This window comes from Pseudomonas stagnisoli (assembly GCF_048595745.1).
GTDB lineage: Bacteria > Pseudomonadota > Gammaproteobacteria > Pseudomonadales > Pseudomonadaceae > Aquipseudomonas > Aquipseudomonas alcaligenes_A.
Map to the genome: position 1 here is coordinate 2,449,315 of NZ_CP184361.1, position 13,022 is coordinate 2,462,336.

At 63.9% G+C, this 13,022-nt stretch carries 13 protein-coding genes and 1 pseudogene; 6 read left to right on the forward strand and 8 right to left on the reverse strand.

What is annotated here, in order from left to right:
- Positions 1-3: 3 nt before the first annotated feature.
- Both sdhD and sdhC read right to left on the reverse strand, forming a co-directional pair.
- Positions 4-372 carry a succinate dehydrogenase, hydrophobic membrane anchor protein gene (gene sdhD / locus ACOAPY_RS11720; protein WP_076578577.1) on the reverse strand — a complete coding sequence of 123 codons (369 nt, stop codon included), beginning with the start codon at positions 370-372 and terminating at the stop codon, positions 4-6.
- Complete coding sequence (gene sdhC, locus ACOAPY_RS11725) at positions 366-752, reverse strand: succinate dehydrogenase, cytochrome b556 subunit (protein ID WP_169920005.1); 387 nt, start codon at positions 750-752, stop codon at positions 366-368. Before sdhC ends, sdhD begins: the two co-directional genes overlap by 7 nt.
- A gap of 349 nt (positions 753-1,101) precedes the next feature.
- Between sdhC and gltA the strand changes: the two genes are divergently transcribed.
- The gene (gene gltA, locus ACOAPY_RS11730) at positions 1,102-2,391 is read left to right on the forward strand and encodes a citrate synthase (RefSeq protein ID WP_465153382.1); all 1,290 of its coding nucleotides are present in this window, start codon (positions 1,102-1,104) and stop codon (positions 2,389-2,391) included.
- A gap of 57 nt (positions 2,392-2,448) precedes the next feature.
- On the opposite strand, the pseudogene ACOAPY_RS11735 reads toward gltA, so the two are convergent.
- The 3 genes and pseudogenes from ACOAPY_RS11735 to ACOAPY_RS11745 all read right to left on the reverse strand — a co-directional run bounded on the left by ACOAPY_RS11735 (position 2,449) and on the right by ACOAPY_RS11745 (position 4,347).
- Positions 2,449-3,058, reverse strand: a pseudogene (locus tag ACOAPY_RS11735) (START domain-containing protein).
- A gap of 55 nt (positions 3,059-3,113) precedes the next feature.
- On the reverse strand, positions 3,114-3,365 hold the full coding sequence (locus ACOAPY_RS11740; protein ID WP_021699791.1) for a YkgJ family cysteine cluster protein: 252 nt from the start codon (positions 3,363-3,365) through the stop codon (positions 3,114-3,116).
- 109 nt (positions 3,366-3,474) lie between these two features.
- The gene (locus ACOAPY_RS11745; RefSeq protein WP_465153383.1) at positions 3,475-4,347 is read right to left on the reverse strand and encodes an NAD(P)-dependent oxidoreductase; all 873 of its coding nucleotides are present in this window, start codon (positions 4,345-4,347) and stop codon (positions 3,475-3,477) included.
- Positions 4,348-4,468: 121 nt separating this feature from the next.
- Between ACOAPY_RS11745 and ACOAPY_RS11750 the strand changes: the two genes are divergently transcribed.
- Both ACOAPY_RS11750 and ppnP read left to right on the forward strand, forming a co-directional pair.
- Positions 4,469-5,011 carry a 3'-5' exonuclease gene (locus ACOAPY_RS11750; protein WP_465153384.1) on the forward strand — a complete coding sequence of 181 codons (543 nt, stop codon included), beginning with the start codon at positions 4,469-4,471 and terminating at the stop codon, positions 5,009-5,011.
- Between the two features lie 68 nt (positions 5,012-5,079).
- Positions 5,080-5,361, forward strand: coding sequence for a pyrimidine/purine nucleoside phosphorylase (ppnP, locus tag ACOAPY_RS11755; protein ID WP_021699787.1), 282 nt, complete (start codon positions 5,080-5,082; stop codon positions 5,359-5,361).
- A 68-nt stretch (positions 5,362-5,429) separates the two neighbouring features.
- Here ppnP and ACOAPY_RS11760 read toward each other — a convergent pair whose 3' ends face one another.
- The 3 genes from ACOAPY_RS11760 to ACOAPY_RS11770 all read right to left on the reverse strand — a co-directional run bounded on the left by ACOAPY_RS11760 (position 5,430) and on the right by ACOAPY_RS11770 (position 9,394).
- Positions 5,430-7,250: an NAD(P)-binding protein gene (locus tag ACOAPY_RS11760; protein WP_465153385.1), complete on the reverse strand. Its 1,821-nt coding sequence runs from the start codon at positions 7,248-7,250 to the stop codon at positions 5,430-5,432.
- A gap of 66 nt (positions 7,251-7,316) precedes the next feature.
- Positions 7,317-8,411 carry an extracellular solute-binding protein gene (locus ACOAPY_RS11765; RefSeq protein ID WP_465153386.1) on the reverse strand — a complete coding sequence of 365 codons (1,095 nt, stop codon included), beginning with the start codon at positions 8,409-8,411 and terminating at the stop codon, positions 7,317-7,319.
- A 95-nt stretch (positions 8,412-8,506) separates the two neighbouring features.
- Positions 8,507-9,394 (reverse strand): LysR substrate-binding domain-containing protein, encoded by an 888-nt coding sequence (locus tag ACOAPY_RS11770; RefSeq protein ID WP_465153387.1) that lies wholly within the window; start codon positions 9,392-9,394, stop codon positions 8,507-8,509.
- Positions 9,395-9,510: 116 nt separating this feature from the next.
- Between ACOAPY_RS11770 and ACOAPY_RS11775 the strand changes: the two genes are divergently transcribed.
- The 3 genes from ACOAPY_RS11775 (at position 9,511) to ACOAPY_RS11785 (ending at position 12,962) form a co-directional block, all read left to right on the forward strand.
- Positions 9,511-11,019, forward strand: a complete 1,509-nt coding sequence (locus ACOAPY_RS11775) for an aldehyde dehydrogenase family protein (RefSeq protein ID WP_465153388.1) — start codon at positions 9,511-9,513, stop codon at positions 11,017-11,019.
- A 35-nt stretch (positions 11,020-11,054) separates the two neighbouring features.
- The gene (locus ACOAPY_RS11780; protein WP_465153389.1) at positions 11,055-12,422 is read left to right on the forward strand and encodes a flavin monoamine oxidase family protein; all 1,368 of its coding nucleotides are present in this window, start codon (positions 11,055-11,057) and stop codon (positions 12,420-12,422) included.
- Positions 12,423-12,509: 87 nt separating this feature from the next.
- Complete coding sequence (locus ACOAPY_RS11785) at positions 12,510-12,962, forward strand: hypothetical protein (RefSeq protein ID WP_465153390.1); 453 nt, start codon at positions 12,510-12,512, stop codon at positions 12,960-12,962.
- The last annotated feature ends 60 nt before the right edge of the window (positions 12,963-13,022 follow it).

The following is a 13,022-nucleotide window of genomic DNA, read 5'->3' on the forward strand; positions in this document are numbered from 1 at the left end:
GAATCAGAAACCCCACAGGATCTGCACACCCCAGACGAACACGACGAACTGAATCACGCCGCAAGCCGCCTGGACGAGGAAACGCACGCCAGTCGCCCAACGGCCGATGGCCATGGGAGTCAGGTAGTCGGTGGTGATGGTCCACATACCGACCCAGGCGTGCACGATCAGCGCAACCAGCGCCAGCAGGCTGAAGATGCGCATCGCATTGTGGGAGAACAGGCTGTGCCATTCGGCGTAGCCCAGACCTGGATTGACCACGAAGTAGCCGATCAGGAAGATGAAATAAGCCGCGAGAACGACCGCAGAAACGCGCTGAGCCATCCAGTCGTAGAGGCCAGAGCGCGAGAAGTTGGTTACGTTGGTTACCATATCCACACCCCCACCAGAACGATGATCACAGCCGACACGGCGATGACGATCTTCGAGCCCAGCTTGCCGCCTTCCAGCGACTCGCCGACACCCATGTCCATGATCAGGTGGCGTACGCCGGCCACCAGGTGATACAGCAGGGCGGACAGCAGACCCCAGACAATCAGCTTGGCCAGTGGGCTGGTCAGACACGCCTTCACTTCTGCAAAGCCTTCCTCGGAAGCCAGGGACTTATCGAGAGCAAACAGCATCACGATGATACCCAGGAAGAGGATGACACCGGATACCCGGTGCAGAATGGACGTATAAGCTGTGATCGGGAGTTTTATGGTCCTGAGATCTAGGTTTACAGGTCGTTGGCTATTCACGGCTTTTTTCACACTAGAGGCCCCTAACAAACAGGGCAAGTTGTCGGGAAGTGCACTGGTCAGGTACCCCTCACCAAGGGAGTGCCAGCCGCCTTATTAAAGGCTCTAAAGCCTCTGACGGCCGGGCGCAGAGTATAGACAGTTAGGTTACTAATGACAACGCAAGACCCCACACCCAAAAGCGGATTGCGCGCCCTCAATAAATGACGTATTAGGCCACTCCCCGCGCCCTAAAAAAGGGCTGAAACCCGTCTGCCGTCTGGGTTTCAGTAAATTGACTTTCAGATTTATGTCTCTATAGTGTCCCGGGCCCTGCGTGGGGGGCTGTCTGATGATTCCAAGCATAAACAGGAGGCCGCACATGGCTGACAAAAAAGCGCAGTTGATCATCGAGGGCAATGCCCCCGTAGAGCTGCCCGTACTGACCGGCACCGTAGGTCCCGATGTTGTCGACGTGAGGGGCCTGACCGCCACGGGTCGCTTCACCTTTGATCCTGGCTTTATGTCGACCGCCTCTTGCGAGTCGAAGATCACCTACATCGACGGTGACGCCGGCATCCTGCTGCACCGCGGTTACCCCATTGAGCAGCTGGCCGAGAAATCCGACTACCTGGAAACCTGCTACCTGCTGCTGAACGGCGAACTGCCGACCGCCGAGCAGAAGGCCAAGTTCGTCAGCGTCATCAAGAACCACACCATGGTTCACGAGCAGCTGAAGAGCTTCTTCAACGGCTTCCGCCGCGATGCCCACCCGATGGCCATCATGTGCGGCGTAGTCGGCGCCCTCTCCGCCTTCTACCACGACTCGCTGGACATCAATAACGCCCAGCACCGCGAAGTGTCGGCCATGCGCCTGATCGCCAAGATGCCGACCATCGCTGCCATGGCTTACAAGTACTCCATGGGCCAGCCCATGATGTACCCGCGTAACGACCTGAACTACGCGGAAAACTTCCTGCACATGATGTTCAACACCCCGTGCGAGATCAAACCGATCAGCCCGGTGCTGGCCAAGGCAATGGACCGCATCTTCGTCCTGCACGCCGACCATGAGCAGAACGCCTCCACCTCCACCGTGCGTCTGGCCGGCTCCTCCGGCGCCAACCCGTTCGCCTGTATCGCCGCCGGCATCGCCGCGCTCTGGGGCCCGGCACACGGCGGCGCCAACGAAGCCGTGCTGACCATGCTGGACGAGATCGGCAGCGTCGAAAACATCGACAAGTTCATCGCCAAGGCCAAGGACAAGAACGATCCGTTCAAGCTGATGGGCTTCGGTCACCGCGTGTACAAGAACCGTGACCCGCGCGCCACCGTGATGAAGAAGACCTGCGACGAAGTGCTGGCCGAACTGGGCATCAAGAACGATCCGCAGCTGGAACTGGCCATGCGCCTGGAAGAGATCGCCCTCACCGATCCGTACTTCAAGGAACGCAACCTGTACCCGAACGTGGACTTCTACTCGGGCATCATCCTCAAGGCCATCGGCATCCCGACCAGCATGTTCACCGTGATCTTCGCCCTGTCGCGTACCGTCGGCTGGATTTCGCACTGGAAGGAAATGCTGTCCAGCCCGTACAAGATCGGCCGCCCGCGCCAGCTGTACACCGGCTACGACAAGCGCGACTACGTCAAGCTGGAAGACCGCAAGTAAGTTTTGCGGACAAGAAAAAAGGCTGCCAATGGCAGCCTTTTTTATTTCCACAGGGCCTCAGCGCTTCTCGGCCAGGGTGCGCAAACCACTCAGCGTATTGAACGGAGCATCGACCACGAAGCTATTGGCCAGCCAGGACGGTACGCTGCCACCCGGCTCGGTATGCACCTGGTAGGTGACCTCGACCTTGCCATCACCCAGCGGCACGAAACGCCAGAAGCCCTGCAGGCTGGCGACCCGCGTATGGCCTTTGTCCTGCGGCAGGTACTGCGGTTGGCCATCCAGCTTGCGGGTCAGGCTGCCATCGGCGCCCTGCTCTGACACCACATGCAGGATCGAGTCGCGCGCCTCGACCGGCCAGGGCATGTCGAAACGGGTATAGACCCAGCTCTCACCCTCTTCGTGCTTGAGCAGGCTCTGCTCGGCACAGGCGTGAATCCACTTGCAGGATCCCTGGACGTCATCCTGCAAAGCGCGCAGCGTCGCGACATCGGCGTTGATCGTGGTCACGCCGCGATAGGCCTTGTACTTCGAGCCTTGAACCTCGCTCAGGTAGATCTTGATGCCACCCTCATCCTTGGCCAGCTTCCAGTCTTCGGCGTAGAGCCAGGCCGCTTGCCAGCAGGCTAAGGCCGCAGACGGCGGCTATTCGACTCAACGCAATCATCATTGCTCCTTGGTGGGAAAAGGCCCGCCGGCAGGGCCGCCGGACCGGAAATCGCTCAGGCCGTAACCTGCTCCAGCCAGCCGATCAGGCGGATCGCCTCCTCGCGGCTCGAGCCGCAGACGTACTCCGCCGCGGCAAAGCCCGAACAGACGCTTGGCCGCTCGGGGCGGCCGAAGATCGCGCAGAGAAACTCGGCGGTAAGATGGGGACAGCGTTCACCGGCAGCCTTGCCGTTGGGCAGACCGGGAATCGGTGAGCTGATGGAGGGTGCGATGCAGCAGGCACCGCAGCCGGCACGACACTCCATGAAAACCTCTCATGTACTGGGCGGGCGCGATCTTAACGTCTGTGCGCCCGACCTTCCATCATTCAGATGGCACCATGCCCGCCGCCGCTCTCTTGACGCCTTGAATACCTCAGCTGCGCTGCTTGAGACGGGCAATCAGGCTGGAAGTATCCCAGCGGCCACCACCCATGGCCTGAACATCGGAATAGAACTGGTCGACCAGCGCAGTCACCGGCAGCTGCGCGCCATTGCGGCGAGCCTCCTCCAGTAGGATCGAGAGGTCCTTGCGCATCCAGTCCACGGCGAAACCGAAGTCGAACTTGCCGGCCAGCATGGTCTGATGACGGTTCTCCAGCTGCCAAGACTGCGCCGCGCCCTTGCTGATCACCTCCATCGCCGCCTGACCGTCGAGCCCTGCGCACTGGGCGAAGTGCAGCGCCTCGGCGAGGCCCTGAACCAGGCCACCGATGCAGATCTGGTTGACCATCTTGGTCAGCTGGCCGCTGCCCACCGGCCCCATCAGCTTGATCATCTTGGCGTAGGCGTCGATCACCGGCTCGGCACGCCTGTAGAAGCTTTCATCTCCGCCCACCATCACGGTCAGCATGCCGTTCTCGGCACCTGCCTGCCCGCCGGACACCGGCGCATCGAGGAAGCCCAGCTCGCGCTCGGCAGCAATCACTGCCAGCTCGCGGGCGACGTTGGCCGAGGCGGTGGTGTGGTCGACCAGCACGCTGCCCGGCGCCATGCCGACAAAGGCACCATCCGGCCCCAGCAGCACGCTGCGCAGATCATCGTCGTTACCGACGCAGGTCATCACGAACTCGGCACCCTGGGCCGCCTCGCGGGGGGTTGGCGCCGCCTCACCGGCGAACTCGTCCTGCCACAGCTGGGTCTTGCCCGGCGTACGGTTGTACACGCAGACCTCATGCCCCTCGCATGCCAGATGCCCGGCCATGGGAAAGCCCATCACGCCTAGGCCGATAAATGCCACCTTTGCCATGCACACCTCCTCACTCACTGAGGTCCAAGCATAGCCCGGAACAGGGTGGCGCCAGCCAGCACAGCTGGACGGCAAAACTGTGCAAGGCACGCCATAATGGCTGCGAGCTAAGGAGGCCCGGATGCGCCAATGGCTGATCATCGACCTGGAAGCCACCACCGAAGAAGGTGGCTGGCCGATCGAAGACATGGAAATCATCGAGATTGGCGCCAGCCTGGTCGCCGCCGATGGCCATGAGCTGGAACACTTCCAGCGCTTCGTGCGTCCGCTGCGGCGCCCCTACCTGACCGACTTCTGCCGCGAGCTGACCCATATCAGCCAGGCGCAGGTCGACGGCGCCCAGTCGCTTGCCCAGATCTGGCCACAGTTCGAGCGCTGGCTGCAGCCGCACCTGCCCCATCTGGTGGGCTGGGGCAGCTGGGGCGACTACGATCGCCGCCAGTTGCTCCAGGAGTGGCAGCGTCATGATCTGCGCAGCTGCCTCCAGGACATCGCTCATCACAACCTCAAGCAGCGATTCGCCGAGAGCCGCCAGCTCAAGCGCGCCGTCGGCCTCAACGCGGCCCTGCAGCTGACCGGCTTGCAGTTTCAAGGGCAGCAGCATCGCGCCCTCGAAGACGCGCGCAATACAGCCAGGCTGCTGCCCGTGATATTTGCCACCTGAGGGCTGACGCCAATCGCGGCCTTGGGCATACTGGCGGGCCTTTTTCGACCCTTTCCGAGGAGCCCGCCATGTTCAAGGTCAACGAATACTTCGACGGCACCGTCAAATCCATCGGCTTCGCCATGGCCGAAGGTCCGGCCACCATCGGCGTGATGGCCCCTGGCGAATACGAGTTCGGCACCGCGCAGCTGGAAGTGATGCACGTGGTCGCCGGCGCCCTGACCGTCAAGCTGCCGGGCAGCGACAACTGGGAAACCTTTGCCGCCGGCAGCCAGTTCACCGTACCGGGCAACAGCAAGTTCCAGCTCAAGGTAGCGGTAGACACCGCCTACCTGTGCGAATACCGCTGATTGGCACCCTGTGCTGAAAAAGCCGGCCACCCAGCCGGCTTTTTCGTTTAGAGATACAGCGCCCTTTACTACCCCAGCTCGCCCACCGCCCGCCACGCCTGATCGACGGCGCCGTGCAAGTACGGGTCCCATCCCGCATCGGAGTTGGCGATGGCCACGCGGCCCAGCGGCTGGCGGGCGGCTTTCATCACCGCTTCGCCGCCATCCGGACCGTCAAACAGCGAGTTGCTGTAGTAGGAATAGCCATGGGGCCAGCGGTTGACGGTGATGGCCAGGATATCGCGCTGGCTGTCGAAGCCGGCCTTGCCCAGCAGGCGTTGCAACTGGTCGCGGATCTGCGCCTCGTACTGCTCGAAAGACGTGATGTAGATCTGCATGCGGGCTGCCCGCGCCTGGGTGCGCAGGTCCGGTCCGACGCCCGCCGCATGCGGCACCTGCACCATGTGCAGACAGATCGGCTGCTGTGGATCACGTGGCGCGCGGTACCCACCGAGGTCCACCGGGTAGTCGAGCTTGACCAGGCAGAACGGCATGCCCGGTGAATAGACCTCCTGCATGCCCAGCGTGGCCCAGCTGCTCCAGTCGCGGAGCACCACGTTGGCATACACCATCGGCAGCTTGACGTTCTGGCTCAGCGCCGTGGCCTGCGCCGCCGGCAGGTCGCGCAGGATGTAGGGAATCAGCATGTTGTAGCAGGCCAGCACGCAGTGACGCCCGCGCACACGGTAGAGCTGCCCGCCGCGGCTGTAGCCGACATCCACCCCCTCGTCACGATTGCGCACGCTGACGGCGGTGCTCGACAGGCGCAACCGCACCGCCTGCCCGGGGACATCCAGCCGGCCGTAGTCGAAGGCGGCCAGCACCACATCCTCCATGCCGCGCCCCGGCGCCACGCCCGGAATCAGGTCGCGCACCAGCAGACGTGCCACGCCGGCGTTGCCATCGGGAAAGTGATAGATATAGGGCTCCTCTTCGCCTTCATCCTCCTCCAGCCCCAGCCCGGCAAATCCCGGGTACCCGGCATACCGGGCATCGCTCGCCGGTAGAAAGTCGATGCGATAACCGTACTCATCGCTGGAGCGCTGCTGGAAATAGGCAATGGCCGTTTCCGACAGCCCCACGTGCCGTTTGAGGTAATCGCGGTAGCTCAGGCTGGCCAGGTAATCCTCGCGCTCATCGGCGGGCATCTCGGCGAGGTAGTCCTCTTCATCCTCGTACAGCGCCCGCAACGCCTCGCGATCAGCCTCAGGCAGCGGGAAACGCCCGATAAAGCCGGCCCAGTCCGCTTCATCCCCGGCCTCCGCATCGGGCTCACCCACCACCAGCCGGTCCTCACCGAAGGTCTGCCGGTCGAAGAACACCGCGCTGTCCAGTTCCTCATACAGCCGGTGCTGATAGGCCTGATCGAAACGCTCCAGATGCACACCCAGCGCCTGCAGCAGGCGGTGAACCTGATCACTGAAATTGGCCTTGGGCGAGTCCAGCGATTCGCTGCCGCCATAGCCCAGAATCAGCCGGCCACCGGCACGAAACTCGTTGCGCCGGGCATGCCCGCCGAAGTCATCGTGGTTGTCCAGCATCAGTATGCGCGCCTGCGGGTGCCGCTCGCGGTAGAACCAGGCCGCGGCCAGACCGCTGATACCGGCGCCGACCACCACCAGGTCGTATTCCTCCTGTATGGGCAGTTTGTCGGTGTCGAACACCTTCTTTTCCCAGCCCATCTGGTGAGCCACCTCGAAGCTGCCGGGGTGGCTGCCGCGCAACCCGGTCAGCGCCGGCGGATAGCCGGCCTGCTGCGCCTGCGCGGCCCGGACCAGTTGCCAGGGCAGCAACCCGGCGCCCACCGCAAGCGCCGCACCGTTGAGGAAATCACGTCGTTTGATGGTCATACCACCCTCGCAAAAAAGCCCCACACAAGGCGGGGCAAGCTGCTTTGGAACACTGCCACACACAGACTAGTTGCTGTAGAGGCGCCGCCAGTATTTGGTCATCACCTTGATCGTTTTCGGCCCGATCGTGCCCGAGACATAGAAGCTGCGGATCTCCGCCTCACCCGGAGCATAACGGCCATCCTGAATCGCGCGGCTGGCCTCCTGCGCCTCCCGCACCGAACTCGGGTAGCTGTTGTACTCGGTCACCTGGGTCGCCACCTTGGGGTCGAGCAGATAGTTGATCCACTGGTAGGCCGCATCCTTGTTGGGCGCATCCTTGGGAATCCCCATCATGGTGAACCAGATGGGGGTCTGGCCCTTGGGCGTGATGTAACGGATTTCCATGTCCAGCTTGTTCTCGCGGACGATGCGGTTGACCACCCCGGCATCTCCACTCCAGGCCATGGCCACACAGATTTCGCCACGGGTGATCTGATCCCGGTAGGTCGAGTTGACCTGACGGATGTGCGGCCAGACGCGCTGCAGCTGCATGTAGGCGGCCTTGTAGTCCTCGATATCGTTGCTGTTGGGATCACGCCCCAGATAGGCCAGCACCATGGTGAACACATCCTGCGGCGAATCGAGGAAGGACACCCCGCACTTGGCCAGCTTGCTCACCACCAGCGGATCGAACAGCAGAGCCTGGGTGTTCAGGTCGAAGTCCTCGCCGAGGATGGCCCGCACCTGTTTGACGTTGACCAGAATGCCGTTGGTGCCCCAGAGAAAGGGCACGCCGTAGCGGTTACCCAGGTCATGCAGTTCGACCTTCTTCAGCAACACCGGGTCCAGGTGCACACGGTTGGGAATCTTCGACCAGTCCAGCGGCTCGTAGGCCCCCGCCTTGATCTGCTTGGCCATGTAGGAGGAGGACGGATAGACCACGTCGTAACCGGAGTGACCGGTCAAGAGCTTGCTCTCCAGCGTGTCGTCGCTGTCGAGGATGTCGTAGGTCATCTCGGTCGAGGTCTGCTGGGCATAGGCCTTCTGCACCTCGGCCGGGATCAGCTCCGACCAGTTGAGGACATTCAGTGACTGTGAAGCGGCCTGAGCGCTCAGCACGCCCAGGCACAGGGCGCTGGACAGGAACGCGCGGCAAAGAGCGGAGGATCGTGACTTCATGGAGGCTCTCGCGGTGGGATCGGGACAGCCAGACCTTAGGAGAGCACAGCCACTGGCCACAACACGCGATTAGGGCACCTGGCTATTAGAAAAAGTCATACCTGAAGGCTGGCCAGCTTGGCGAACAGCCACTGGCGGAACAACTTGGCCTCCGGCTTCAAGCCCCCCGCCGGACTGAGCAACAGATAGCCCTCCAGTACCGCCTGATTAGCCAGCGGACGCACCAGCCGGCCACTGGCCAGCTCCTCCTCGACCAGCAGGCCATTGGTCAGCGCCACCCCGGCACCGGCCAGCGCCAGGTCGATCACCTGATCGGCACTGACATAGGACATCTCGCTGCTCAGCCGCGCCCGCAGCCCCTGGCTCTGCAGCCAGGCGCCCCACCAGTAGCCGTCGTCCTCGTGCAGCAGAGGCAGACGCAGCAGGTCTTCGACCCCCGTCAGCGGCCCGTGCTCGAGCAGAAACGCCGGCGAGCAGACCGGAAAGATCGGCGGCTGCACCAGCACCTCGCGCGGGCCGCTGAACTCCTCGCCCTCGCCAAAGGCGATACCCAGATCGGCACGCTCGGCCGTCACTTCGCGAAAAGACGGATTCGGCTCAAGGGCGATACGGATGCCGGGGTGCAGCGCACGGAACTCGGCCAGGTGATGGCGCAGCCAGCGCCCGGCGAACCCCGGCACCACCAGCAGGCGCAACCAGCGCTGCTGGGCGCGGGAGGTCAGCTCGTAGGAAGCCTCGGCGATCTGCGTCAGCGCGGCGCTGACCTGTTCGAAGTAACGCCAGCCATCTTCGGTCAGCACCACGCCACGCGGCGTGCGCTGAAACAGCTGCGTCTGCAGACGCTCTTCCAGCGCCTTCACATGCCGGCCGATGGCCGGCTGGGTGACATGCAGCTCCTGCGCGGCGGCCACGTAGCTACCCAGACGGGCAGCGGCCTCGAAGGCACGCACGGCATTCAGGGGGGGCAAACGATGCGCGACCATGCCGGCTCCAGCTATTAGTTTTTTTAACAACCTAGCACAGAAAACGCAGGTTGTTGCAGGCCGGACATGCCTCGCATCCTGCGCCGGACACTGCCCTCCATCACAGGACCTGCCGCATGACACCCACAGCCACCCTGATGCTCGAACGCTCCGCCCAACACTTCGTCGATGGCCAGTACCTGCCCGGTAACGGCGCCCGCGTGACCATCATCGACCCGGCCACCGAGGCCGAAATCGGCTGCTATGCCGAGGCCACCGAGGCCGAGATGGAACAGGCCATTGCCCTGGCCAACCAGGCCCAGAAGGGCTGGTGGGCGCTCAGCGCCCTGAAGCGCGCCGACGCCCTGCACCGGGTCGCCGACCGCCTCGGCGAACTCAGCGCCCAGGTGGGCGAATGCCTGACCCGCGAGATGGGCAAACCCTACCGCGAGGCCGAGTGGGAGGCCGGCGCCTCGGCCTCGGCCTTCCGCTACTACGCCGAACTGGCCCGCCAGGAACACGGCCGCGTGGCCGGCCCGGCCATCGCCGGTCAGCTGCACATGACCATCAAGGAGCCGCTGGGTACCGTGGTTTCCATCGTGCCCTACAACTTCCCGGTGCTGCTGTTCGGCTGGCAGGCCGCGGCCTCGCTGGCCGCCGGCAACGCCATCATCGTCAAGCCGTCGGAGCTGACCTCGCTGACCCTGCTGCTGGTCATGCAGGCCTTCGACCATCTGCCGGCCGGACTGGTGCAGTGCCTGACCGGCGGCGCCAACGTCGGCCGCCATCTGGTGGCACACCCGCACACCCATGCCGTGGCCTTCACCGGCAGCGTGCCGGCCGGTCAGGCGGTGGCGCAGAGCGCCGCGCTGCGCTTCAAGCCGGTGCTGATCGAAGCCTCCGGCAACGACCCGTTCATCGTCATGCCCTCGTCGCCGGTGGAGATCGTCGCCCGTGGCGCCGCCTTCGCCGCCTTCCTCAACTGCGGTCAGGTGTGCACCTCGGCCGAGCGTTTCTACGTGCATGAAGACGTCTACGACCGCTTCGTCAGTGCCCTGGCGGCCGAGGCCCGCAAGCTGCGCATCGGCAACGGTCTGGAGTGCGTGGACATCGGCCCGCTGGCATCGGCCCGCGAGCGGGCGCGGGTAGAGAACATCGTGGCCCGCGCCGTGGAACAGGGCGCGCGCATCGTCTGCGGCGGCAAGCGCCCGGCAGACCGCGAGCAGGGCTGGTTCTTCGAACCCACGGTGCTGGAGGTCAGCCACGCCATGGACATCATGCACGGTGAGTGCTTCGGCCCGCTGGCGCCGGTGTGCAAGGTGCGCAGCCTGGACGAGGCGATTGCCCTGGCCAACGACTCCGAATTCGGCCTGGGCGCCAACATCTACACCGAGAACCTCGCCGAAGCCATGCGTGCGGTGAACGAGATCGAGTCCGGCATCGTCTGGGTCAACACCCCGCTCAACGACAACGATTGCGTGCCCTTCGGCGGCCGCAAGATGACCGGCCAGGGCCGTGAACTGGGCATCGAGGGGCTGGAGCAATTCCGCCGCTCGAAGATGGTGATGATCGCCCCGCAGGCCATCGACGACCCGGAATGGTTCCCCTACCCCGATGACGAGGCCTTCCCGGCCACGCAGCAGTAACCCCGACAACAAGCACAAGACAGGAGCGTTACCCGATGAATCGTCGCACTTTGCTGAAAAACGCCGGATTGGCAGCTGCCATGGCAGCAGCTGCAACCGCCAGCCGGACTACTCTGGGCGCCACCACCAGCCCGAAGCGGGTCATCGTGATCGGCGCCGGCATCGCCGGTCTGGCCGCGGCCAGCCAGCTGGCCGGGCGCGGCCATCAGGTTACCGTACTCGAAGCGCGCAACCGTCTAGGCGGCCGCACCTGGACCAGCGCCGCCTGGGCAGACGCTCCTGTCGATCTCGGGGCCTCCTGGATTCATGAAATGGACGGCAATCCACTCACCCCACTGGCCCGCAGTGCCGGTGCGCAACTGATTACCACCAGCTACGACAGCGTGGTGGACTATGACGTCGACGGCAAACCGATCAACGCCACCCGCGCCTCGCGCCTGGCCGCGCTCAAGGACGAACATGAGTGGGCCATCGGTCAGGGCCAGAACGACGACATCGACCGCTCGGTGCGCAACACCATAGAAAGCCAGCTGGACTGGGCCAGCCTCGATACAGGCGACCAACAGCTCCTGGCGTTCATCACCAACAGCACCGTGGAGCAGGAGTACGCGGGCAGCCGCAATGACCTCTCCACCTACTGGTTCGACAGCATGGGCGGTTACAACGGCGAAGACGCCGTATTCGCCGACGGTTACCGCACCTTGGTCAACTACCTGGCGCGCGGCCTCAACGTGCAACTGGGGCAGGTGGTCAGCGCCATCGACTCCAGCACCGCTGCAGTCAAGGTCACCACCAACAAGGGCAGCTTCAGCGCCGATCGCGTCATCGTTACCGTGCCGCTGGGCGTACTGAAGAAAGGCTCGATCAAATTCACCCCGGCCCTGCCAACCAAGAAGACCACCGCCATCAGCAAACTCGGCATGGGTCACTTCAACAAGTGCTACCTGCGTTTCCCGACCCAGTTCTGGCCGCAGGAAGACTGGCTGGAATACATTCCGCCGCTGTCCCAGCACGGCCAGTGGAGTCAGTGGCTGAACCTGGCCCGGCTGACCGGCCAGCCGATCCTGCTGGGCTTCAACGCCGGCGACTTCGGTGGGCAGATCGAGGCGTGGAGCGATGCGCAGATCGTCGCCGGCGCCATGACGCGGCTGAAACAGATGTTCGGCAGCGGCATCCCAGACCCGATCGGTTTCCAGATCACCCGCTGGAGCCAGGATCCGTACAGCTACGGGGCCTATTCCTTCTACAAACTGGGCTCCAAACCGGCGATGCGCGACGACCTGGCCGCGCCTATCTCAAACCGCGTGTTCTTCGCCGGTGAGGCGACCCACAAGCAAATGTTCGCCACCGTGCACGGCGCCCTGCTCTCCGGCCAGCGCGCCGCCACCCAGGCCGAGGCCTGATCCCCTGCGGCCGCCCGATGCCCTCGGGCGGCCGCCCACAGCAGGCTCGACTAGGCTCAGTGGATACGTGATCACCGAGGCCTCCCTATGGACCGAGCACTGCTGCGCCATCTCGCCCACCTGAGCACCATCGCCACCGCGCTGCTGGCCATTGGCGGCTTGCTGGTGGCGGTCTGGCAGATACGGGCCAGCGAGGCCAGCCAGCGCGAAGCCTCGGCCCGCGACGCCTACAAGGAATACCTCAAGCTGGTGATCGAGAAGCCCGAGCTGGCCGAACCCGACCTCCCCGGCTCGACCTCAGGCCCGGCACGCGAGGCTGGCCAGGACAACCTGTTCAGCTTCTACCTGTTCAGTGCCGAACAGATCTTCGATGCCTTCCCCGATGACCCCGGCTGGCACCAGAGCCTGCAGAGTGACCTGTGCGGTTTCCGCCAACTGCTGGGCCCGCGCCTGGACAACTGGCACTGGAGCCAGCACGAGGCGGAGTTCGTCGAGTTTGCCCAGCAGGCGCTGAGTACCTGCCCGCACGCCAACGACTGAGGATGTCGCCTGAATCCAAAGCTTGCTACTGTGTGAGCAAGATCGTAGCCGGCCCCGTGT

Coding starts and splice junctions, on each gene's coding strand:
- sdhD (WP_076578577.1), bottom strand. CDS start 372: ATGGTAACCAACGTAACCAACTTCTCGCGCTCTGGCCTCTACGACTGG.
- gltA (WP_465153382.1), top strand. CDS start 1,102: ATGGCTGACAAAAAAGCGCAGTTGATCATCGAGGGCAATGCCCCCGTA.
- ACOAPY_RS11740 (WP_021699791.1), bottom strand. CDS start 3,365: ATGGAGTGTCGTGCCGGCTGCGGTGCCTGCTGCATCGCACCCTCCATC.
- ACOAPY_RS11745 (WP_465153383.1), bottom strand. CDS start 4,347: ATGGCAAAGGTGGCATTTATCGGCCTAGGCGTGATGGGCTTTCCCATG.
- ACOAPY_RS11750 (WP_465153384.1), top strand. CDS start 4,469: ATGCGCCAATGGCTGATCATCGACCTGGAAGCCACCACCGAAGAAGGT.
- ppnP (WP_021699787.1), top strand. CDS start 5,080: ATGTTCAAGGTCAACGAATACTTCGACGGCACCGTCAAATCCATCGGC.
- ACOAPY_RS11760 (WP_465153385.1), bottom strand. CDS start 7,250: ATGACCATCAAACGACGTGATTTCCTCAACGGTGCGGCGCTTGCGGTG.
- ACOAPY_RS11765 (WP_465153386.1), bottom strand. CDS start 8,411: ATGAAGTCACGATCCTCCGCTCTTTGCCGCGCGTTCCTGTCCAGCGCC.
- ACOAPY_RS11770 (WP_465153387.1), bottom strand. CDS start 9,394: ATGGTCGCGCATCGTTTGCCCCCCCTGAATGCCGTGCGTGCCTTCGAG.
- ACOAPY_RS11775 (WP_465153388.1), top strand. CDS start 9,511: ATGACACCCACAGCCACCCTGATGCTCGAACGCTCCGCCCAACACTTC.
- ACOAPY_RS11780 (WP_465153389.1), top strand. CDS start 11,055: ATGAATCGTCGCACTTTGCTGAAAAACGCCGGATTGGCAGCTGCCATG.
- ACOAPY_RS11785 (WP_465153390.1), top strand. CDS start 12,510: ATGGACCGAGCACTGCTGCGCCATCTCGCCCACCTGAGCACCATCGCC.